21 protein-coding genes are annotated in these 21064 nt (G+C 71.8%); 14 read left to right on the top strand and 7 right to left on the bottom strand.

Annotated features, from left to right (window positions below; all coding sequences use genetic code 11):
• The first annotated feature begins 51 nt into the window (after nucleotides 1–51).
• On the top strand, nucleotides 52–345 hold the full coding sequence (locus C3481_RS06245; RefSeq protein ID WP_023952374.1) for a dienelactone hydrolase: 294 nt from the start codon (nucleotides 52–54) through the stop codon (nucleotides 343–345).
• Between the two features lie 13 nt (nucleotides 346–358).
• Here the strand turns inward: C3481_RS06245 and C3481_RS06240 are convergent, their stop codons facing one another.
• Nucleotides 359–814, bottom strand: a complete 456-nt coding sequence (locus tag C3481_RS06240) for a CinA family protein (protein ID WP_023952372.1) — start codon at nucleotides 812–814, stop codon at nucleotides 359–361.
• A gap of 181 nt (nucleotides 815–995) precedes the next feature.
• On the opposite strand from C3481_RS06240, the gene C3481_RS06235 reads away from it, so the two are divergent.
• Nucleotides 996–1586, top strand: a complete 591-nt coding sequence (locus tag C3481_RS06235; protein WP_023952370.1) for a DoxX protein — start codon at nucleotides 996–998, stop codon at nucleotides 1584–1586.
• Nucleotides 1587–1638: 52 nt separating this feature from the next.
• Here the strand turns inward: C3481_RS06235 and C3481_RS06230 are convergent, their stop codons facing one another.
• Complete coding sequence (locus tag C3481_RS06230; protein WP_103841220.1) at nucleotides 1639–2244, bottom strand: response regulator transcription factor; 606 nt, start codon at nucleotides 2242–2244, stop codon at nucleotides 1639–1641.
• A 38-nt stretch (nucleotides 2245–2282) separates the two neighbouring features.
• Here C3481_RS06230 and C3481_RS06225 point away from each other — a divergent pair, with 38 nt between their 5' ends.
• Both C3481_RS06225 and C3481_RS06220 read left to right on the top strand, forming a co-directional pair.
• Nucleotides 2283–2837: a TetR/AcrR family transcriptional regulator gene (locus tag C3481_RS06225; protein ID WP_036304668.1), complete on the top strand. Its 555-nt coding sequence runs from the start codon at nucleotides 2283–2285 to the stop codon at nucleotides 2835–2837.
• Between the two features lie 54 nt (nucleotides 2838–2891).
• Nucleotides 2892–5378 (top strand): MMPL family transporter, encoded by a 2487-nt coding sequence (locus C3481_RS06220; protein WP_071918491.1) that lies wholly within the window; start codon nucleotides 2892–2894, stop codon nucleotides 5376–5378.
• A gap of 15 nt (nucleotides 5379–5393) precedes the next feature.
• Here the strand turns inward: C3481_RS06220 and C3481_RS06215 are convergent, their stop codons facing one another.
• Both C3481_RS06215 and C3481_RS06210 read right to left on the bottom strand, forming a co-directional pair.
• Nucleotides 5394–6719 carry an NtaA/DmoA family FMN-dependent monooxygenase gene (locus C3481_RS06215; RefSeq protein ID WP_023952364.1) on the bottom strand — a complete coding sequence of 442 codons (1326 nt, stop codon included), beginning with the start codon at nucleotides 6717–6719 and terminating at the stop codon, nucleotides 5394–5396.
• Nucleotides 6716–8077 (bottom strand): O-acetylhomoserine aminocarboxypropyltransferase/cysteine synthase family protein, encoded by a 1362-nt coding sequence (locus tag C3481_RS06210; RefSeq protein ID WP_084670326.1) that lies wholly within the window; start codon nucleotides 8075–8077, stop codon nucleotides 6716–6718. The genes C3481_RS06215 and C3481_RS06210 overlap by 4 nt, the downstream gene beginning before the upstream one ends.
• A gap of 161 nt (nucleotides 8078–8238) precedes the next feature.
• Between C3481_RS06210 and C3481_RS06205 the strand changes: the two genes are divergently transcribed.
• Complete coding sequence (locus tag C3481_RS06205; RefSeq protein WP_064956147.1) at nucleotides 8239–9096, top strand: sulfurtransferase; 858 nt, start codon at nucleotides 8239–8241, stop codon at nucleotides 9094–9096.
• A 5-nt stretch (nucleotides 9097–9101) separates the two neighbouring features.
• Here the strand turns inward: C3481_RS06205 and C3481_RS06200 are convergent, their stop codons facing one another.
• Complete coding sequence (locus C3481_RS06200; RefSeq protein ID WP_036305111.1) at nucleotides 9102–9671, bottom strand: flavin reductase family protein; 570 nt, start codon at nucleotides 9669–9671, stop codon at nucleotides 9102–9104.
• A gap of 85 nt (nucleotides 9672–9756) precedes the next feature.
• Between C3481_RS06200 and C3481_RS06195 the strand changes: the two genes are divergently transcribed.
• From C3481_RS06195 to C3481_RS06185, 3 genes are all read left to right on the top strand, one after another.
• Nucleotides 9757–10569, top strand: coding sequence for an NADPH-dependent oxidoreductase (locus C3481_RS06195; RefSeq protein ID WP_197690573.1), 813 nt, complete (start codon nucleotides 9757–9759; stop codon nucleotides 10567–10569).
• A gap of 157 nt (nucleotides 10570–10726) precedes the next feature.
• Nucleotides 10727–11746 carry a pyridoxal-phosphate dependent enzyme gene (locus tag C3481_RS06190; RefSeq protein ID WP_023952354.1) on the top strand — a complete coding sequence of 340 codons (1020 nt, stop codon included), beginning with the start codon at nucleotides 10727–10729 and terminating at the stop codon, nucleotides 11744–11746.
• Entirely contained in the window at nucleotides 11743–12897 is a 1155-nt protein-coding gene (locus tag C3481_RS06185) for a cystathionine gamma-synthase (protein ID WP_103841218.1), read from the top strand. Before C3481_RS06190 ends, C3481_RS06185 begins: the two co-directional genes overlap by 4 nt.
• Before the next feature lie 22 nt (nucleotides 12898–12919).
• Here C3481_RS06185 and C3481_RS06180 read toward each other — a convergent pair whose 3' ends face one another.
• Nucleotides 12920–13420, bottom strand: a complete 501-nt coding sequence (locus C3481_RS06180) for a DUF1992 domain-containing protein (RefSeq protein WP_052007607.1) — start codon at nucleotides 13418–13420, stop codon at nucleotides 12920–12922.
• A gap of 67 nt (nucleotides 13421–13487) precedes the next feature.
• On the opposite strand from C3481_RS06180, the gene C3481_RS06175 reads away from it, so the two are divergent.
• On the top strand, nucleotides 13488–14564 hold the full coding sequence (locus tag C3481_RS06175) for an FUSC family protein (RefSeq protein WP_023952348.1): 1077 nt from the start codon (nucleotides 13488–13490) through the stop codon (nucleotides 14562–14564).
• Between the two features lie 63 nt (nucleotides 14565–14627).
• Complete coding sequence (locus C3481_RS06170; protein ID WP_023952347.1) at nucleotides 14628–15215, top strand: PadR family transcriptional regulator; 588 nt, start codon at nucleotides 14628–14630, stop codon at nucleotides 15213–15215.
• A 2-nt stretch (nucleotides 15216–15217) separates the two neighbouring features.
• On the opposite strand, the gene C3481_RS06165 is transcribed toward C3481_RS06170, so the two are convergent.
• The gene (locus C3481_RS06165) at nucleotides 15218–15853 is read right to left on the bottom strand and encodes a hypothetical protein (RefSeq protein ID WP_088380436.1); all 636 of its coding nucleotides are present in this window, start codon (nucleotides 15851–15853) and stop codon (nucleotides 15218–15220) included.
• Nucleotides 15854–16056: 203 nt separating this feature from the next.
• On the opposite strand from C3481_RS06165, the gene C3481_RS06160 reads away from it, so the two are divergent.
• The 4 genes from C3481_RS06160 to araA all read left to right on the top strand — a co-directional run bounded on the left by C3481_RS06160 (nucleotide 16057) and on the right by araA (nucleotide 21035).
• Complete coding sequence (locus tag C3481_RS06160; RefSeq protein WP_103841216.1) at nucleotides 16057–16701, top strand: hypothetical protein; 645 nt, start codon at nucleotides 16057–16059, stop codon at nucleotides 16699–16701.
• A gap of 89 nt (nucleotides 16702–16790) precedes the next feature.
• On the top strand, nucleotides 16791–17804 hold the full coding sequence (locus C3481_RS06155) for a LacI family DNA-binding transcriptional regulator (RefSeq protein WP_258039031.1): 1014 nt from the start codon (nucleotides 16791–16793) through the stop codon (nucleotides 17802–17804).
• A 74-nt stretch (nucleotides 17805–17878) separates the two neighbouring features.
• On the top strand, nucleotides 17879–19504 hold the full coding sequence (locus tag C3481_RS06150; RefSeq protein ID WP_103841212.1) for a xylulokinase: 1626 nt from the start codon (nucleotides 17879–17881) through the stop codon (nucleotides 19502–19504).
• Nucleotides 19505–19532: 28 nt separating this feature from the next.
• Nucleotides 19533–21035 carry an L-arabinose isomerase gene (gene araA / locus C3481_RS06145; RefSeq protein ID WP_064956142.1) on the top strand — a complete coding sequence of 501 codons (1503 nt, stop codon included), beginning with the start codon at nucleotides 19533–19535 and terminating at the stop codon, nucleotides 21033–21035.
• Nucleotides 21036–21064 lie beyond the last annotated feature (29 nt).

Here is a 21064-nt window from a genome sequence, read left to right as displayed (position 1 = left end):
GTGCTGTCAAGGCCCTGGGGTTCCGCCGGGGCCGTGACGCAGGCTCGGATCATGCAACACACGGGACTGCGCTGGGACGAGATCGCCGAGGATGCCTGGCGGGTATGCGATCCCGCTCGCCCGTCCTCCGATGCCGCCGCCGTCGTCGCCTACGTCGAGCGACGCCGCGACGGCGTGTACGAGGTGGTGTGGCTGTGCGGCACCGCGGGAACCGAGACGTTCGCCGCGATCGGCGAGGCGGCGTTCGCCATCTCCGAGCGGCACGCGGCGTCGCGCCGCACCGGGTCGCCGCTTGCGACCAAGCCGATCCCCATCGCGCACCGGCCGCCGCTGTCGACGGCCTGATCGGCGAGCGCCCTCAGCGTCGCATCCGATCGATGAGCAGTCCGAGGGCCGCGTTGACGCTGCCGTCGATGACCTGCTCGGGCTCGCCGTCGAGTTCGAGCAGCACGTGCCCGGTGTCGTCGCCGTCACTCCACCCGAGGTAGACGGTGCCCGGCTCGTGCCCGTCGTGGGGCTCGGGGCCCCCGACGCCGGTCGCCGATACCGCGAGGTCGGCTCCCGTGAGGTCGCGCACCGCCCGGGCCAGCTGCTCGGCGCACTCCGGCGAGCAGGGATCGATGCCCTCGGCCAGGTCCAGGACCCGGTGCTTCGTCTCGAGCCGGTAAGCCACGACCCCGCCGGCGAACCAGTCGCCCGCGCCCTCCGCGGCCCCGATCGTCGCGGCGAGGTTGCCCGAGGTGAGTGATTCCGCGACGGCGATCACGGTGCCCGTCTCCTGTGCGCGTCGTGCGAGTTCCTCGATGTCGCTCATATCTCCTCCTGGCGCGACCCTAAGCAGCGGCGTGTACTCCGGGCGCGGGGATTGTCCCCGGTCCGACGCGGTGATACGCGCGGGCGACCCTGCGGGCGGATCGGGACTTTGGTCCCTATTCATGACGCCGGGAACGCGAGATAGTTATGTGGTCAGACCACATACAACGAAGGAGACAGAAATGACCACGCACGCGGTCCACGCAGCCATCCCGCGCACGGAGGCTCGGACCCGCACTCAGGCGATCGCCCGCCAGGACGAGATCGTGACCTCGCTCACCGGACGCCGCACCCTCGCTGCGCTGCGCTATGCGACCGGCTTCATCTTCCTCTGGGCGTTCCTCGACAAGCTGCTCGGCCTCGGTTTCTCGACGCCGTTCGAGCGGGCGTGGATCAACGGCGGTACCCCGGCGCAGGGCTTCCTCAACAGCCCCGCCGTGACCGGACCGCTCCAGCCCTGGTTCCAGAGCATGGCGAGCCCGCTCGCCGACGTCCTGTTCATGGCGGGCATGCTGGCCATCGGAGTCGCCGTCATGTCGGGCATCGGTCTCCGCGTCGCCGCGGTCGCCGGAAGCCTCGTCATGCTGCTGATGTACCTGGCCGAGTGGCCGTTCGCCTGGGGCGCGGCATCCACCAACCCCCTCGTCGACTACCACATCGTCTACGCGCTCGCGCTTATCGTGATCGCCGTGCTCCACGCCGGCGACACGTGGGGCCTCGGCGCCATGTGGAAGAAGCTGCCTCTCGTGCAGCGCTTCCGGTGGCTCGTCTGACACCGAGTCGCCCCGCCGAAGGCGCGGATCCCACCGGGGTCCGCGCCTTCGCTCATTCGTGCTCGGGTTGCGCCGCGCGCAGCGCGGCCTGCGTACGGCTCGTGACGCCGAGCGTGCGCATGATCCCCGTCAGGTGGTTCTTCACCGTCTTCTCGGCGACACCGAGCTCGATCGCGATGGCGCGGTTCGACAGCCCCCGCGCGACCAGGGCGAGCACCTCCCGCTGCCGGCGGGGGAGGGCCTCCGGCGGCGACGTCGGGGGTGAGGCGGGTCGCAGGGTCGCGCTCAGCGGGTGCCCCGACCCGACCCGGCGCACGGCCTCGACGAGCTCGCCCGCCGCGACGTCTTCGAGAAGGAAGGCCGCGGCGCCCGCGGCGGCGCTCGCGGTGCGGGCCGTGTCGTCGTCCGCGGCGCTGAGGACGATGCACTGCAGGTGAGGGTCCAGCGCGCGCAGGGCGCGGCACACCTGTGGGCCGTCGCCGTCGGCGAGCCGGTATCCGATGATCGCGACGTCCGGCCGTGTCACCTCTGCGCGCGCCGCCGCCTGACGGGCGGTGGCCGCCTCGGCGACGACCTGCAGTCCCGTCGCCGCGTCGATCAGGTCGGCGACGCCGCGGCGGACCAGGTCGTGGTCGGCCAGGACGAGCACGGCGAGCATGGGCTCCACCGTAGCGTCCGGCTCGTTACGGTGGAGGGATGGACGAGCACCGGGCCGGTCCGCGGCGCAGCGAACAGGCTCGGCTGGCGGTACTGACGGCCGCGGCCGAGCTCATCGCGCAGAGCGGCTACGAGAACCTCACGATCGAGGCGATCGCCCGGCACGCCGCCGTCGGCAAGCAGACGATCTATCGGTGGTGGCCGTCTCGCGCCGCGATCCTCACCGAAGCGCTGCTCGAGGGGATGATCTTCCGGCATCAGCTCGCGGTGCGAGACACGGGGGACCTCCGCCGCGACCTGACCGAGTGGATGTCGCGGGTGTGGACCGTCCTCGACGCTCCGCAGGGACGTCTGCTGCTGCGGTCGCTCGTCGCCGCCGCGACCGAGCATGCCGCGATCGGTGAGCTCATGCGCGACCGGCTGAGCGCCGACGGCGGCATCCGGGCGCGCGTGGTCGCACACGGCGATCCTGCTCTCGCAGCGGTCGAGATCGGCGATGCGGTCGCGGGCTGGATGATGATGCAGGCGCTCCTGGGCGCCGCCCCGACGCCCGACAGCATCCGGGCGATCGTGCACGTCCTGGTCCCGGGTTAGGGTTGACGAGACGTCGCGTCTCGTCAAGGCGTCCGCATCCCGAAGGAGTCGCCGATGGCCGAGCTGCTGTACCGCCTGAGCAAGGGGGCCGCGCGTCGCGCTTGGCTCGTCGTCGTCGCCTGGGTCGCCGTGCTGGGAATCGCCGGCGGCGCCTTCGCGCTCGGCTTCGGCGGGCTGTCATCGAGCTTCGACATCCCGGGGACCGCGTCATCGAAGGTCACCGACCAGCTCGCCGACGAGCTGCCCGACTTCGCCGGCGCGGCAGGCACCGTCGTGTTCCACGCCGAGGACGGCGCTCTCAGCGACGACCAGCGGGCGGCGATCTCCGATCTCGTCGCCTCCGCCACCGATCTGCCCGACGTCGCGACGGTCAACGACCCGTTCGAGGCCGAGGCGCAGCGAGCCGCGCAGGCCCAGCAGCTGGCCGACGGCCAGACTCAGATCTCGTCCGCGCGCGACCAGCTCGACGCCGGACAGGCGCAGCTCGACCAGGGCACGGCGCAGCTCGAGGCGGGCCAGGCCCAGCTCGACGCCGCGCGGGCTCAGCTCGAGGCTGCCGGCGCCCCCGCCCAGCAGCTCGCGGCGCTCGATGCCCAGCAGGCCCAGCTCGACGCCGGGCGCGCCGAGCTGGAGCAGCAGCAGGCGACCCTCGACGCCGGCCGGACCGAGCTCGAGGCGCAGGCCGAGACCGCCGAGCTCGGCGGGCGCCTGCTCGACCTCGCCGACGGCATCGCGCTGGTCTCGCCGGACGGCTCGACCGCGACCGTGAACGTCGCCTTCACCCTGCCGCGCCTCGAGCTGCCGCAGGAAGCGAAGGACGCCGTCGTCGAGCACTTCACCGCCGAGCCGATCGATGGCGTCGAGGTGGGCTTCTCGACCGAGATCTCGCAGGGCGTGCCGAAGATCCTCGGCGTCGGCGAGGCCGTCGGCGTCGCGGTCGCCGCCGTGGTGCTCCTCGTCATGCTCGGCAGCCTCATCGCCGCCGCCCTCCCGCTCGTCACCGCGATCGTGGGCGTGGGTGTGGGCGTGCTCGGGGTGCTCGCGCTGTCGGGGGTCGTGCAGATGGCGTCGGTGACGCCCGTGCTCGGTGTGATGCTCGGGCTCGCGGTCGGCATCGACTACGCCCTGTTCGTGCTCAACCGCCACCGCAAGCAGCTGCTGCGCGGGATCGACCTCCACGAGTCCATCGGCCTCGCCGGCGGCACCGCCGGCAACGCCGTCGTGTTCGCCGGGTCGACGGTCGTCGTCGCCCTGCTCGCCCTCAACATCACCGGCATCCCGTTCCTCGGCCTCATGGGAACCGCGGGAGCCGTCTGCGTGGCCATCGCGGTGCTGATCGCCATCACGCTGCTGCCGGCGCTCCTCGGTCTGCTGGGGATGCGCGTGCTCGGTCGCCGTGCCCGCGCCCGCGTCGGAGCCCCCGACGCCGTGACGACCCCGACGCGCGCGATGCCGACCTGGCGCGCGATCACCACCGCCGTCGTTTCGGTGGGGCTCCTGCTCGCCCTCGCGGTTCCGGCGCTGTCGATGCGGGTGGGACTTCCCGACGGCGCATCCGAGCCGGAGGGGTCGTACGGCCAGCGTGCGTTCGAGCTCACCGAGGACGCGTTCGGTCCCGGCGCGAACTCGCCGCTGCTCGTGACCGCGAGCCTGCCGGAGGGCCTCGACGATGCCGGGCGTCTGCGCGCGCAGGTCGCGGTGGCCGAAGCGATCGCCGGGCGCGAGCACGTGAGCGCCGTGGCCCCGATCGCCGTCTCCGACAGCGGTTCGATCGCCGCGTTCCAGGTGATCCCGACCGAGGGGCCGAGCAGCGTCGCGACCGAGGACCTGGTGCGCGACCTGCGCTCGCTGCCTCCCGTCGACGGCGAGTACGCGCTCGGCGTCGCCGGGCAGGCCGCCATCAACATCGACATCTCCGAGGGCCTCGTCGGCATCCTGCCGATCTACCTCGCGGTCGTCGTGGGGCTCTCGCTCGTGATCATGATCGTCGTCTTCCGCTCGCTCGTGGTGCCCCTCATCGCGACGGGAGGATTCATCCTGTCGCTGTTCGCCACCTACGGCGCCGTCGTCGCGGTCTTCCAATGGGGGTGGGGCGCCGAGCTCATCGGCCTGCACACCACCGGCCCGATCCTGAACTTCCTCCCGGTGATCCTCGTGGGCATCCTCTTCGGACTCGCGATGGACTACCAGCTGTTCCTCGCGTCGGGGATGCGCGAAGCCTTCGTGCACGGCTCCGAGGCGCGCCTCGCGGTCATGCAGGGCTTCCGTGCCGGGCGGTCTGTCGTCATCGCGGCTGCGCTCATCATGGTGTCGGTGTTCGGCGGCTTCATCTTCGCCGAGGCGACGATCATCCGCTCGATGGGCTTCGGCCTCGCCTTCGGCATCCTCGTCGACGCGCTCGTGGTGCGGATGCTGCTCATGCCGGCACTCATGCACCTCATCGGGCGCGGCGCGTGGTGGCTGCCCCGGTGGCTCGACCGCATCCTGCCGGATGTCGACGTCGAGGGCGCCAAGCTCGAACGCACCCACCCGCACGTCTGAGCGCGCCGGTCGGGGTCAGAACGCGTCGAGGTCGGCGCGCAGGCCCCGACCGGTGTGCTCGGTGCGCAGGATGCCGCGGCGCCGCAGCACCGGCACGAGCTCGTCGAGTGCGCGGTGGAGGGTCACGGGGTGGAAGTCGCCCGAGAAGATCAGGCCGTCGTTGTCGGCATCGTCGCCCAGCGCCTGGATGACGTCGGCGATCTCCTCCGCGGTTCCTACCGTCCCTCCCGCACCGTCGGTCACGCGTCCGAGCCGCGCCTTGCCGGTGAGGATGTCGCGAAGCGGTGCTTCCGAGAAGTCGGAGTAGCGCCCGAGCAGGCCCCGGATGGTGCCCTTCGAGACGTGATCGCCGAAGATCGCAGGATCGAGCGGGCGGTCGAGGTCGAGCGACGTGAGGTCGGTCTCGAGGTCGCTCGACCACGCTTCTGCGACCTCGCGGAGGGCCGCCTCGTCGGGATGACGCGACGCCTCGACGATGCGGTCTGCCTCGTCGACCGAGCTCGCGACGATGGGCTTGACGACGAAGAGAGTCTTGATCGCGTCGGCATCGCGCCCGGCGGCGATCGCCGCCTCGCGCACCCGGGCGCGGTAGGCCCGGATGCTCGCGGGATCGAGGTTCGACAGGGCGAGCTGGATCTCGGAGTTCGTGCCGGCGAAGCCGATGCCGCGCGGCGAGCCGCCGGGGGAGGCGACGATCGGGTCGCCCGCGGGCAGGGGCTCGGCGTTGAGGGGACCGTCGAATGAGAAGTACTCGCCGCGGTGCTGGACGGCGCGGATCTTCGAGCCGTCGGCGTAGATCTGCGTGTCGGGGTCGGCGATCAGCGCGTCGTCGTCCCAGCTGTGCCACAGCAGGCGCAGCGCATCGAGCCACTCCTGGGCGCGGTCGTATGCGGCGTCGTGCCCGAGGCGCTCGGTGCCGAAATGATGCGCCGATCCGACGTCGGTGACGACGTTCAGCCCCAGCCGGCTGCCGCTCAGGTGCTGCAGCGACGCGAACTGACGGGCGGCGAGGTACGGCGGCCACGCGGCGGGGTTGACCGTGGGGATCACGCCGAGGTGCTGCGTCGCGGCGAACAGGTACGGCGCGAGCGTCCACGGGTCGTGCTTGGGACCGCCGTACGCCTTGCGCACCCGCAGGTTCAGCGTCTCGGGCGTGATGCCGACCGAGAGCGCATCTTCGATGAGGACGAAGTCGAAGCCCGCCTGCTCGAGCTCGCGGGCCGAGTGCTGGTAGAGGTCGGGCTTCTGCCACGGCCAGTTCCACCGCTGGTACGGCCGCGCCCAGCCGTGGGGCCCGAACCCGCGCGAGAGGAACCAGCCGAAGTGCTGTGCGCGCGTCATGCCGACACCGTTTCCGGCAGGTCTTCCGGCAGGTCTTCCGGCACGACGCCGGTCGCCGCGCGGGCGGCGTCGAGTCCGCGCGCGAGGTCGGCGATGAGGTCGCCGGCATCCTCCAGCCCGACCGAGATGCGCAGCAGCCCCGGACCGACGCCGATGCGCTCGAGGTCGGCATCGTCGCGACTCGCGTGGGTGGTGGTCGCCGGATGCAGCACGAGCGAGCGCACATCGCCGAGGTGGGTCATCGGGGTGAACAGCCGCACGCTGCGCGTGAACGCCTCCGCGGCCGGCCGCCCGCCCGCGAGGGTGAAGGAGAACAGCGCGCCCTGTCCCGCCGGAAGGAGGCGCACGGCGAGATCATGGTCGGGATGCGAGGGGAGTCCGCTGTAGTCGACGCCGGCGACCTCGGGACGCGTCTCGAGCCAGGCCGCGAGAGCCGCCGCGGTCTGCGACTGGCGCTCGACCCGCAGCGACAGGGTCTCGATGCCCTGCAGCAGCAGGAAGGCGTTCAGAGGCGAGGGGGAGGGGCCGAAGCGCATCGCGACGCGGCGTGCGGTGTCGAGGAAGGCGCGCTCGCCGGAGCGTTCGACGAACGTCCGCCCGTCGGGCCCGGTCTCGGCCGCGATCTGGCGGAACCGGCCCGGGACGGCGTCCCAGGCGAAGCGTCCGCCGTCGATGATGACGCCGCCCAGGCCCGTTCCGTGGCCCGACAGGAACTTCGACGCGGAGTGGATGACGATGTCGGCGCCGAGTTCGAGCGGGCGCAGCAGGTACGGGGTCGCGAGGGTCGAGTCGACGACGAGCGGGATGCCGTGCCGGTGTGCGACCTCGGCGACGGTGGGGATGTCGAGCACGCCGCCGCGCGGATTCGCGATGGTCTCGGCGACGAGCGCGCGCGTGCGCGGGCCGATCGCCGCCTCCCAGGCGGCGGGGTCGCGCGGATCGTCGACGAAGTCGGTCGTGATGCCGAGGCGGCCGAATTCGGAGCGCAGCAGTTCGCGCGTGCCCTCGTAGATCGCGGAGGCCGCGACGATGTGGTCTCCGGACTCGAGGATCGTCAGCAGCGCCGTCGTCGTCGCGGCCTGGCCGCTGCCGACGAGCAGGGCGCCGACGCCGCCCTCGAGGTCGGCGATGCGCCGCTCAGCCGCCGCGGCGGTCGGATTGCCGACGCGCGTGTAGCTGAAACCCGTCGTGGGGTCGGCGAAGCGGCCCTCGCCGTCGGCGATGTCGTCGAACTCGAAGCCGGCGGTCAGGTAGATCGGGGTCGCGCGCGAGCCGTATGCGTCGAAGCCGCGGGCGCCCGCGTGCAGCTGACGCGTCGCGAAGGCGAGGGATTCGGGGTGGTTCTCGAGACCGGGCATGGGGGGAAGAGTACGGGCGGCGGACGCGGCGGCGCTTCCCCGCCGTCATGCGAGGTCACGCGGAGGCGCCCGTGGGTCGGCGTGTGTCGCTCTGTGTTCTCCCGTTTCCGACTGTTTCGATCGCGAGCGCACGGGGAACGCGGGCTGGGGAGCATGGGGGCATGTCCCCCCTGGTGAGCGTCGACGACCTCGCCGCCGAACTCGCTGCGGACGCTCCCGTGCGTCTGCTGGATGTCCGGTGGCGCCTGGACCGGGCCGAAGGACGCCCCGACTATCTGCTGGGTCATCTGCCCGGCGCCGTCTACGTCGATCTGGAACGTGAGCTCGCGCGCCCCGGGGTTCCGGAGCAGGGACGGCATCCGCTGCCCGACCGCGCCGACCTCGAGGCCGCGGCCCGTCGCTGGGGTGTGAGGGCCGGAGACCGGCTCGTCGCTTACGACGACAACGACGGTGTCGCCGCCGCGCGTGCGTGGTGGCTGCTGCGCCGTCACGGCCTCGACGTCCGGGTGCTCGACGGCGGCTTCCGCGCCTGGGTCGCGTCGGGGCGTCGCCTGGAGCACAGCGACCGCGCCGCCGCGGCGGGCGATGTGTCGCTCCCCGAGGGCAGCGGCGGTCTCGCCACCATCGACGAGGCGGCCGTCGCTCCCGCGCGCGGAGTGCTGCTCGACGTGCGCGCGCCCCAGCACTACCGGGGTCAGGTGGCAGGGGCCGACCCCGTCAGCGGCCACATCCCCGGGGCCCTGAATCTTCCGACGGTGGCCCACATCGCGCCGGACGGTCTCCTGCGCGGTCCGGACGAGGTCCGCACGTCGCTCGCGGCAGTGGGGATCGGCGCCGACACGGATGTCGTCATCACCTGCAGCTCGGGTATCGCCTCGGCGCACACCGCCCTGGCCTTCGCGGTGGCCGGATACGGCCGGGCGCGCGTGTTCGCGGGGTCGTGGAGCCAGTGGTCTCGTGACCCCGGCCGGCCCGTCGCGACGGGGGCGAGCCCGGCGGCGGCGATCGGCGTCGTCTGAGGGGATCAGCCGCGGATGGCGGAATCTTCGCTGAGGCGGTGCCAGGTGCGGTTGTGGTAGACCAGCGCATCGCCGTGACCGCCGGGCTCGACGTCGCGCTCGACGTGCGACTGGAGGGCGTGGCCGGCGATGACGATGGAGCCGCCGGCATCCATCCGCGACACGACCGCGCAGCGGACCCACGCCCGCACGCCGCGGTACACGGGTTCTCCCGTCGTCAGCCGCGACCAGGCCGAGGTGTCGGCGAAGCGATCGATGCCGCTCGTGGCGCCGAGCTTCGCCAGCGGCAGATCGTCGGCGTCGAGCAGGTGCACCACGACGGTCTCGGCAGTGGACAGGACGGCCGACGCGGACGACTGAGCCGACACCGAGAACACCAGGAGCGGCGGGTCGGCGCTCACCGACGACACGGAGGTCGCCGTGAGCGCGACCGGGCCGTCACCCGCGTCGGCGGTGATGACGGCGACCCCGCCGGGGTGCCCGCGGAAGAGCGTCTTGAACTCATCGGCGGACAGCGAGCCGCCCAGATGACGGGAGGGGTGCTCCGCGGACGGGTCGATGTTCGGCTGCGACATGATCACGACGTTAGTAACCACGACGACCCATCACATGTTCCGTGAACGTCGGAGACGATCGATGACGCCGTGTAACGTTCCCCGCGTGACGACGGAATCACGCGACGGCTGGTCTGGGCGGTACGGCTCTGCCGCGCCCGAGGGCCTCCCGCGCAACGATGTGCTGGACCTCCTCTACCGCCATCGCTCCGTGCGGCGATTCGCACCCGGCGAGATCGACGACGCGACGCTGACCGCGATCATCGCGGCTGCACAGTCGGCCTCGACGAGCTCGAACCTGCAGGCGTGGTCGGTGATCGAGGTGCGCGACCCCGACCGGCGCGACGCGCTCGCCCGACTCGCGGGCGACCAGGACTTCATCCGCCGGGGCGGCGTCTTCCTCGTCTTCGTCGCCGACTGGGCTCGTGCGCGCGAGCTCGCGCATCGCGCGGGGGAGCCGTCGGATGCCGTCGAGTACATGGAGAGCACGATCGTCGGCTTCATCGATGCGGCGCTCGCCGCCCAGAACGCCGTGATCGCCGCCGAGTCGCTGGGCCTGGGCGCGGTCTACGTCGGGGCGGTCCGGAACCATCCCGAGCAGATCGCCGATCTGCTCGAACTCCCCGCGGGAGCCTTTCCGGCGTTCGGCGTCGTGCTCGGCCGCCCCGACCCGGACGACCGGGCGGGGGTGAAGCCACGGCTGCCGCAGCGGGTCGTCCGCCACCGCGAGACCTATCGCCTGCCCGACGACGCCGAGATCGCCGCGTACGAGGAGGCGGTCACGGCGTACTACCGCACGCAGGGCGAGCCGCGGGGCTGGCTGCGCGCCGCGATCGCCCGGGTGCGGGGTGCCGCGAGCCTGCACGGGCGCCACACGATGCGTCGCTCCCTCGAACGCCGCGGTCTGTCGTCGCGCTGACCCGGGGGGGCGAATCCGCTCGACAGCGGCCGGGCCCTGGCTTAGGGTGGACGCGTGCAGACCTGTCGTTGTTGTCGCTGAGCGCCGCCGCGCTCACCTCAGACGACCCCGACAGCACCCGCGCCTCTGAGCGCGCGGACACCGTGAGGACACCCTCGTGCGCTACGCAGAGAACATCGCCGAACTCGTCGGCAACACCCCGCTGGTTCGCCTGAACCACGTCGCGTCCTCGACGCGGGCGACCGTGCTCGCCAAGATCGAGTACTTCAACCCGGGCAGCTCGGCCAAGGATCGCATCGCTGCGAGGATCATCGAGGCCGCCGAGCGCGACGGGCTGCTCCGGCCGGGCGGAACGATCGTCGAGCCCACGAGCGGCAACACCGGTGTCGGCCTCGCCCTCGTCGCGCAGCAGCGCGGCTACCGGATGGTCTTCGTCGTTCCCGACAAGTTCGCGGGCGAGAAGGTCGCCGTCCTGAAGGCGTATGGCGCCGAGGTCGTGATGACCCCCACGAGCGTGCCGCCGGAGCATCCGGATTCGTATTACAGCGTCTCGGACCGGCTCGCGCGGGAGATCCCCGGCGCCTTCAAACCCAACCAGTTCGCCAACGCCGCCGGGCCGCGCGCCCACTACGAGACGACCGGACCCGAGATCTGGCGCGACACCGCGGGGAGCGTGACGCACTTCGTCGCCGGTGTCGGCACCGGCGGCACGATCACGGGCACGGGACGGTACCTGCGCGAGGTCTCCGGCGGGGCCGTGACGATCGTCGGCGCCGACCCCGAGGGGTCCATTTACAGCGGCGACATCGGCCGGTACCTCGTCGAGGGCGTCGGCGAGGACTTCTGGCCCGAGACCTTCGATCCGTCCGTCGTCGACCGCTACGAGCGGGTGGGCGACCGCGAGTCGTTCGCGATGACCCGCCGCCTCGCGCGCGAGGAAGGCCTGCTCGTCGGCGGTTCGTCGGGCATGGCCGTGGTGGCCGCGCTTCGGACGGCACGCGAGCTCGGGCCCGACGACGTCGTCGTCGTGCTGCTGCCCGACCACGGCCGCGGGTACCTCTCGAAGATCTACGACGACGACTGGATGCGTGCCCACGGGTTCGCCGACCTCGTCGTCGAACCCGACCACGGCATCCCCGATCACCGCACGACCCACGACACCAGGAGCGACGCATGAGCACGCACGATTCCGCCCGCGGCCTCGCGAGCCTCGCCGTTCACGCCGGCCAGGAGTTCGACCCCACCACCGGAGCGGTCATCCCGCCCGTCCACTTCTCGACGACGTTCGCGCAGGACGGCATCGGCGGCCTCCGCGGCGGCTACGAGTACGGTCGCTCGGGAAACCCGACCCGCACGGCGCTCCAGGTGCAGCTCGCCGCGCTCGAGGGCGGGGCGCACGGCTTCTCGTTCGCCTCGGGGCTGGCCGCCGAGGACGTGCTGCTGCGCGCCGCGCTGACGCCCGGTGACGAGGTGCTTCTCGGCAACGACGTCTACGGGGGAACGCACCGTCTCATCGCCCGTGTCCTGGCTCCGTGGGGTGTGAAGCTGCGGGTCGTCGACATGAGCGACCTCCCCGCCGTGCGGGCTGCGGTCGCCGAGCGCGCGCCGCGCGTGCTGTGGGTGGAGACACCGTCGAACCCGTTGCTGCGCATCACCGACATCGCGGGCCTGGCGGCCATCGGACACGATGCCGGCTCGCTCGTCGTCGTCGACAACACCTTCGCGACCCCGGCGCTCCAGCGGCCCCTCGAGCTCGGCGCCGATGTCGTCGTGCACTCCACGACGAAGTACCTCGGCGGACACTCGGATGTCGTCGGCGGCGCGCTCGTGCTCGACGACGATGCGTTCGCCGAGAAGATCGGCTTCCTGCAGTACGCCGCGGGAGCGGTGTCGGGACCGATGGATGCCTGGCTCACGACGCGCGGGATCAAGACGCTCGATGTCCGCATGCAGCGCCACAGCGAGAACGCCGGGGCCATCGCCGCGTTCCTGGAGCGACACGATCGCGTCGCCCGCGTGTTCTACCCCGGGCTCGCCTCGCACCCCGGGCACGAGCTGGCCGCGTCGCAGATGACCCGCTTCGGGGGCATGCTCTCGCTCGCGCTCGAGTCCGGCGAGGCGGCGCGTCGCTTCGCCGAGTCGACGCGCCTGTTCCAGCTCGCCGAATCGCTCGGCGGCGTGGAGTCGCTGGTGAACTATCCCGATGCGATGACGCACGCTTCGGTCCGCGGCACAGAGGCCGCCGTGCCGGTCGAGGTGGTGCGGCTCTCCGTGGGCATCGAGTCGGTGGACGATCTGCTGGCCGACGTGGAGCAGGCGCTGCGCTGACCTCGTCTCGCCGGCGGGCCGCTCAGCGTCGGAACAGCCGCCGGCGGCGTCGCGGTTCGGCCGGCGGGGCTGCGGATGCCGCCGCCGCGGCATCCGCGCGACGCTGACGCCAGGCGGCGACCTCGGCCTCGACGTCGTGCGTCGGTGTGACCACGGGCGGCCCGCCCTGCAGCTGCCGGCGGGCCTCGACGACGCGCCGGTTGAAGTCGGCGACGTACTCGCGCACATCGTCCTCGCGGTTGAGAGCGTCGACACGGGCGTCGAACTCGGCGTGCTCGATCCGCAGGGTCAGCGCCGGCGGGCCGAGCCCGGTGAGCTGCTCCTCGCGGATCTTCCGCTTGATCCACCAGTCGGGATCGTGGTTCGGGCCGAGATCGGCGATGGGCTTGCCCGCTCCCGGCAGATCGTCGAAGTCGCCGCGGCGGATGGCCTGCTGAATCGCCGTCTCGATGTAGGCCGCGCGTTCACGAGGGCCGGGCACCGGCGTCTGGGGCGTCGAGGATGCGGGGGAATCGTCGCTCATGTCGTTCTCCGCCTCCAGAGTACGTGCCGGCGCGCAGACGTCGGCGTTCTCGCGGGACAATGGAGTAATGCCGCTCTCGCTCGAACCGCCCCCCGACAGTTCCGGCCGGTGGCGGCGTGAGGCGGGGGAGCTGGGGCGCAGCCTGACGCGATTCGGGCCGTCGCCGGGACCGCGATGGCACCTCGGGCTGCAGGCTGCGCTCGCGATGGCGCTGCCCGTGGTCGTCCTCTCCGCGCTGGGGCTCGAGAACATCGCGCTGCTCGCCGCGACCGGAGCGTTCGCGACGCTGTACGGTGGCCGTCTCTCACCGCGCGAGCGCCTGCGCTTCGTCCCCATCGTCGCGGCGGTGCTGTGGTCGTGTGCGGCGCTCGGGGTCGCGGCGGCTGCCGTCGGCGCTGTCGCGGTGGCCATCGGCCTCATCGTGGTCGCCGTCGCGGCATCCGTTCTGGTCTTCGGCCGCTCGGTCGGTCCGCCGGGCCCGCTGTTCGCCGTGCTCATCTACGGCCTGTCGGCGCACGTCACGGCGCCGCAGTCGTCGCACGCGGTGAACCCGGCGCTGTATCTCGGTGTCCTCGCGGCGTCGCTGCTGTTCGCATGGCTGGTCACGGCGGCACCTCTCGTGCGGCGCTCGCACCGCGGCGCGAAGCCTCGGTCGATGCGCTCGCTCTTCCCCGCGGCCGGGGGCGAGGCGACGACGCGGACCCTCGTCGTGCGAACGGCGACGGTCGCGGTCGTCGGCACGGCGATCGCGCTGCTCGTCGATCCCGAGCGCGCCTACTGGATCGTCGGGGCGGGGATCGCCGTCCTCGGAGTCAGCGCGAGTCGCCGCGTCGCGCTGTCGCGCGGCATCCACCGCGCGCTCGGCACCGCGGCGGGGGCGGCCGTGTTCCTCGCCATCAGCGTCGTGCCGCTCGGCGGCGTCGTGCTCGGTCTCGTGCTCGGGGCGCTGCAGTTCATCATCGAGCTCGTCGTCGTCCGCCACTACGCGCTCGCGCTCGTCTTCATCACCCCGCTGGTGCTCCTCATCCTGAGCGCGGCGGGAGCCGGCGGCCCGGAGCTGGCGGTCGAGCGCGTCGTCGACACCGCGGTGGGTGTCGGACTCGGCATCCTCAGCAGCGTGATCGTGATGGGCCCGCGGCGGTAGTCCCCTCGATACCCGGTATGCATATACTCGCAAACTACATACCCGGTATGCGAAAGGACGACCGTGTCGGTTCGACTCAGCCTTCTGGCGATCCTCGATCAGGGCCCCTGCTATGGCTATCAGCTGCGGGCGGAGTTCGACCGTCGGACCGGGTCGACGTGGCCCCTGAACGTGGGCCAGATCTACAACACCCTCGACCGGCTCGAGCGGGACGGTCTCGTCGAGAAGGGGTCGGTCGACGGGCAGGGCCACGTCTACTGGCAGATCACGGATGCCGGGCGCGCCGAGGTCGCGTCATGGTTGGGCTCGCCCGTCGAACGGCCGGCGGGCACACGGGATGAGCTCGCGATCAAGCTCGCGGTGGCCGCGACCCTGCCGGGGATCGATGTGAACGAGGTCATCCAGGCGCAGCGGCGCGCCTCGCTCGCGCAACTGCAGGAGCTCCGCAGCGGCGAGTACGCCGGAGCGAACCCCGACGGTCCCGAGGAGCTCGCCTGGTCGCTCGTGGTCGACTCGATGATCTTCGCGGCCGAGGCCGAGGTGCGCTGGCTCGATCACACCGAGCAGCGCCTCGCGCAGCATCCCGGCCGCGCGATGGCGATCGAGCTGTCGACGGAGAAGCCCAAGCGCGGGCGGCCGGTCAAAGCCTGAGCTCAGCCGAGCACTTGCCCGGTAGCCCAGAAATCGGGGCGGACCTCCGCGATGGGGGCGAGCTCGTCGCGCAGGCGGCGCCAGATCGCCAGGCCGGTCTCGAACGAGTCGGCGGGGACCGGGCCGTCGGGTCCCGCGTCCTGGATCGCGCCGTCCCAGGCGAGGAGATCCCGGGTCAGGTCATCGCTCATCCCGAGACTGCGCGGGTCGACGACGTACTCGTCCGTGAAGCTCTCCCACAGCGGGCTCGAGGCCCATCCCGAGAACATGCGGATGACGCGCCGTCCGTCGGGGAGCACGAGCGGCTCGCCGCGACGGGAACGCGCCATCAGGTAGCGATCCTGCATCTCGCGACGACGTTGCCATTCGACGCCGTCGGTCGGGGTGTCGTCGTAGTCGTACCCCGACAGCCAGACCAGACCCCGTTGCGCTCCCTCCCCGCGGACCAGAGCGACCGACCAGAGGTGGCGGTCGTCGTCGGAGAAGATGCGCATCTCGCGGAAGACGGTGTCGATCGAGACGTCGACGATGTCGATGATCCGCGTGTCTTTCGCGTCGCCGGGGTAGACGAACACCCGGAATCTCGGTCCGAGATCCTCCCAGGTCGTGTCACGGCGATCGGCGAGCTCTGCACGCATGACGCAGAGCCTACGCGGGCCGGATGCCGCGCTCTCAGGCGACTGCCAGGAAACCGCCGCGATCCGCATGAGGGCGCGGATCGCAGGCGGCCCGAACGGGGGCGGATGCACGGTTTTCGCTCGAGGTCTCCAATCCGCATCCGGGGGTCGTCCCGGATAGCCCCACGTGCCGCAATCCAGCGCACGTGACGGAAGGAAGAGACATGCGTACGAACCTGAAGCGAGCAGCAATCTTCGGCACGGCGGGCCTGGGTGCCGCCGCGATCGCCACCGCCGGATTCGCCCTGCCCGCGTCGGCTGACGACACCACCGCAGTCGACTCGTCCACCACCGACACGACCACCACCACGGACGTCGCATCGTCGTTCGACGCGCTGTCGACGTGGATCGACGGCGTCCTCGAGGCCAACGGCAACGGCGTGGGCGAGAACGCCAACGTCGGCAACCTCGGGCTCGAGGGCGGCCTCATCAACGGACCGCTGATCAGCGATGTGGGCAACGGCGCGCTGCTGTCGGGCAACGACACCCCGATCGCCTCGGGCAACGACACTGCCGTGGACGCCCCGGTCGACGCCCCCATCGTCTCGGGCAACGAGACCGGTAACGGCAACGAGACCGGCAACGGCAACGAGGTCGGCAACGGCAACCAGACCGACACCGACCTCGGCAACGGCACGGACGTCGGCACGGGTGACGTCGGCACGAGCGACGTCGGCACGGGCGAGGTCAGCACGGGCGACGTCACGAGCGGAATCGGCAGCACCGTCGACAACCTCGTCGGCGGCATCACCTCGGACGTGACCTCCGACGTCGACGACCTCGTGGGCGGCATCCTCGGCGACCGCTGATCCCGGATCGCATCCGACCGAGAGTTCTCGAAGGGCGGCACGCGGCCTCGGCCGGTGCCGCCCTTCGGCGTGCCCGCTAGCCTGGCGCAGTGAGCGAAGCGATGCCCGGGCGGGCGCGAGTGGGCGTGCGGGATGTCGCGGCCGCCGCGGGCGTGTCGACGCAGACGGTCTCGCGCGTCATCAACGACCACCCTCACATCCGGCCCGAGACGCGGGAACGCGTGGTCGCGGCGATGGCCGAGCTCGGCTATCGCGTCAACAATGCGGCGCGTGCGCTCGGCACCGCGACGACGCGGACGATCGGGGTGGTCGCCTCCGACACCGATCTGTACGGGCCCGCCGCGGGCATCGGGGCTCTCGAACGCGCGGCGCGGTCGGCCGGCCGGTGGATCGCCACGGCCTACGCCGACGGCGCGGATGCCGCCAGCGTCACGGCCGCCGCCGACCATCTTCTCGCCCAGGGGGTGGACGGGATCGTCGTCGTGGCGCCCCATACGGCGGCGCTCGAAGCGCTGGCGGCGGCATCCCCCGGGGTCCCGGTGGTGCCGCTGCACTCGCGGGTCGGGGGAGCCGGCACGCCGGCTGACGGCGACCGCGGCGCCGAGGGAGCGGCGCTCGCCGTCGATCATCTGCTGGACGCCGGGCACCGCCGCATCGCTCAGCTGTCGGGCCCGGCCGCCTGGCTCGAGGCCGTCGCTCGCGACACCGGTGCCGAGTCTGCGCTCGCGCGACGGGGACTGCAGCTCGCCGGTCGCTGGCGCGGCGACTGGTCCGCGGCATCGGGGGCGGCGCTGGCCCCCGAGATCGCCGCCGCGGTCGGCGAGGCGGGCGGGCCGACCGCGATCGTCGTCGCGAACGATCAGATGGCGCTCGGCCTGGTCTCCGGACTCGCTTCACGGGGTGTGGACGTTCCCGCGGACGTCAGCGTGGTCGGCTTCGACGACCACCCGGATGCGGCCTTCTACCGGCCCGCCCTCACTACGGTCCGTCTCGATATCGCGGGCGAGGCGCAGCGGTGCGTCCGGATCCTGCTGGGCGCGGACTCTGCCACCTGTCCGGAACCGCCCCGGCTCGTGGTGCGCGACTCGACTCGCCCGGTCTGAGGTCGATGAGCCTGCCGTTCAGGCTCGCGTCGTGAGGTTGTTACCGGTAACATGTTCACACCGCGGCACGACCAATGGAGGCATCCGTGACCCACACCGCCACGCGCGACCGATCCGCCGAGCGCGACGACATCCTCGCCGGTCGCACGAGCCTGGGCATCGAATTCGGCTCGACCCGCATCAAGGCATGCCTCGTCGGGTCGGACCCGACCCGGGTCCTCGCGACCGGGTCGCACGCGTGGGAGAACCGTTTCGAGGAGCGCCGCTGGACGTATGCCCTCGACGACGTCTGGTCCGGCCTGCAGGCGGCCTACGCCGACCTCGCCGCCTCGGTCGAGTCCCAGTACGGCGTCGTGCCCGAGACCTTCGGCGCGATCGGCGTCTCGGCGATGATGCACGGCTATCTCGCGTTCGACGCCCACGACGAGCTGCTCGTGCCGTTCCGCACGTGGCGGAACACGAGCACGGGCGCGGCCGCGGCCGAGCTCACCGAGCTGCTCGGCATCAACATCCCGCTGCGGTGGTCGATCGCCCATCTGCATCAGGCCGTGCTCGACGGCGAGGCGCACGTCGCCGACATCCGTCACATGACGACCCTCGCCGGGTACGTGCACGCGAGCCTGACCGGTGAGAAGGTCCTCGGGGTCGGCGACGCGTCGGGGATGTTCCCGATCGACCCGGTCACCCGTGACTACGACCAGCGCCGCGTCGACCTCTTCGACGCGCACACCGCCGGGCGACTCCCGGCGGATCTCTGCTCCCTGCTGCCGGAGGTCCGTGTCGCAGGTCAAGCCGCAGGCTCCCTCACCGTCGCCGGTGCCGCGCTGCTGGACCCGTCGGGAGCGCTGCGCCCCGGCATCCCGTTCTGCCCGCCCGAGGGCGATGCGGGCACCGGCATGGTGGCCACCGAGGCCGTCGCGCCCCGCACCGGCAACGTCAGCGCCGGCACGAGCATCTTCGCGATGGTCGTGCTCGAGCGCCCGCTGCAGAGCACGCACCACGAGATCGACGTCGTCACGACCCCCGCGGGCGACCTCGTCGCGATGGTCCACTGCAACAACGGGGCCAGCGAGCTCGCGGCCTGGGTGGGCATGTTCGAGCGGTTCGCTGCGGCGTCGGGATCGGCGCTCGACGCCGACGCGGTGTACGACACCCTGTTCCGCGAAGCGCTCACGGGCGACCCCGACGCCGGCGGCCTGCTGGCGTACAACCACCTCGCGGGCGAGCCCATCGCCGGCACTGAGGAGGGTCGTCCGCTGTTCGTGCGCACCCCCGACAGTCGGTTCACGCTCGCCAACGCGATCCGGGCGCAGCTCTACGGCGTGTTCGCCACGCTCGCGCTCGGCATGCGCGTTCTCGACCGCGAGGGGGTGCAGCTCGACCGGATGTTCGCCCACGGCGGCATGTTCCGAACCGCCGGGGTCGCCCAGCGGTTCCTCGCAGCGGCCCTCGGAGCCCCGGTCGCCGTCGGTGACACCGCCTCGGAGGGTGGGGCCTGGGGCATCGCCGTGCTCGCCGACTATCTGCGCCACGGCGACGGCCTCGATCTCGACGCCTACCTCCGCGAGCGCGTCTTCGCGTCGGCGTCGGTCGACGTCGCCGAGCCCGACGCAGCGGATGCCGCCGGCTTCGCCGCCTACCTCGATCGTTACGACGCGGGGCTCGCCGTCGAGCGCGCCGCCGTCGCCGCCTTGTCCTGACCCGTCCGACCTCACCGGAAGAAGAACAATGACCCTCTCCACCTCTCTCGAGCAGTACACCGTCTGGTTCGTGACGGGCAGCCAGAACCTCTACGGCGAGGAGACCCTGCGCCAGGTCGCCGAGCAGTCGCAACAGGTCGTCGCCGGCCTCGCCGGACTGCCGGTCCGCGTCGAATGGAAGCCGGTGCTCAAGGACTCCGAGTCGATCCGCCGACTCGCCCTCGACGCGAACGCCGACGACTCGGTGATCGGCGTCATCGCGTGGATGCACACCTTCAGTCCGGCGAAGATGTGGATCACGGGCCTCGACGCGCTCCGCAAGCCGCTGCTGCACCTGCACACGCAGGCCAACGTCGAGCTGCCGTGGGCCGACATCGACTTCGACTTCATGAACCTCAATCAGGCCGCCCACGGCGACCGCGAGTTCGGCTACATCCAGACCCGCCTCGGCGTCTCGCGCAAGACCGTCGTCGGGCACGTCTCGAACCCCGAGGTCACGCGTCAGATCGAGGACTGGCAGCGCGCCGCGGCCGGGTGGCAGGCCGCCCGCACGCTCAAGCTCGCGCGCTTCGGCGACAACATGCGCTACGTCGCGGTGACCGAGGGCGACAAGACCGAGGCAGAGCTGCAGTTCGGCGTCCAGGTGAACACGTGGGGCGTGAACGAGCTGGCGGATGCCGTCGCCGCGGCCTCCGACGCCGACATCGACGCGCTCGTCGAGGTGTACCTCGCGCAGTACGACGTCGCCGAGGAGCTTCTCCCCGGGGCTGAGCGCCATCAGTCGCTGCGCGACGGCGCGGCGATCGAGATCGGGCTGCGCTCGTTCCTCGAGGCCGGCGGTTTCGGAGCCTTCACGACCTCGTTCGAAGACCTCGGCGAGCTCACGCAGCTGCCGGGCCTCGCCGTGCAGCGCCTCATGGCCGAGGGCTACGGCTTCGGCGCCGAGGGCGACTGGAAGACCGCGATCCTCGTGCGCGTCGCCAACGTGATGGGTGCGGGTCTGCCCGGCGGGGCGAGCCTCATGGAGGACTACACCTACGACCTCGTTCCCGGCTCGGAGCGCATCCTCGGCGCACACATGCTCGAGGTCTCGCCGTCGCTGACGACCGCGAAGCCGCGCCTGGAGATCCACCCCCTCGGCATCGGCGGTAAGGACGACCCCGTGCGCCTGGTCTTCACCGCCGACCCGGGTCCCGCCCTCGTCGTGGCGATGAGCGACATGCGCGACCGCTTCCGCCTGACGGCGAACGTGGTCGAGAACGTCGAGGCTCCCGACCTGCCGAAGCTGCCGGTGGGCCGGGCGATCTGGAAGCCGGCACCCGACTTCGCCACGTCGGCCGCGTGCTGGCTCGCCGCCGGTGCCGCACACCACACCGTCATGACGACGGCCGTCGGCATCGAGGTGTTCCGGGACTTCGCCGAGATCGCCGGCACGGAGCTCGTGGTCATCGACGAGGACACGACGGTGCGAGGATTCCAGAAGGAGCTCCGCTGGAACCAGGCCTACTACCGCCTGGCCCGCGGACTGTGATCTCCGAGAACCAGAACCGAGAGGGGACG

The sequence above is a fragment of the Microbacterium sp. Ru50 genome, assembly GCF_002920555.1.
Lineage (GTDB): Bacteria > Actinomycetota > Actinomycetes > Actinomycetales > Microbacteriaceae > Microbacterium > Microbacterium arborescens.
This window is presented reverse-complemented; position numbering and strand designations above follow the sequence as displayed.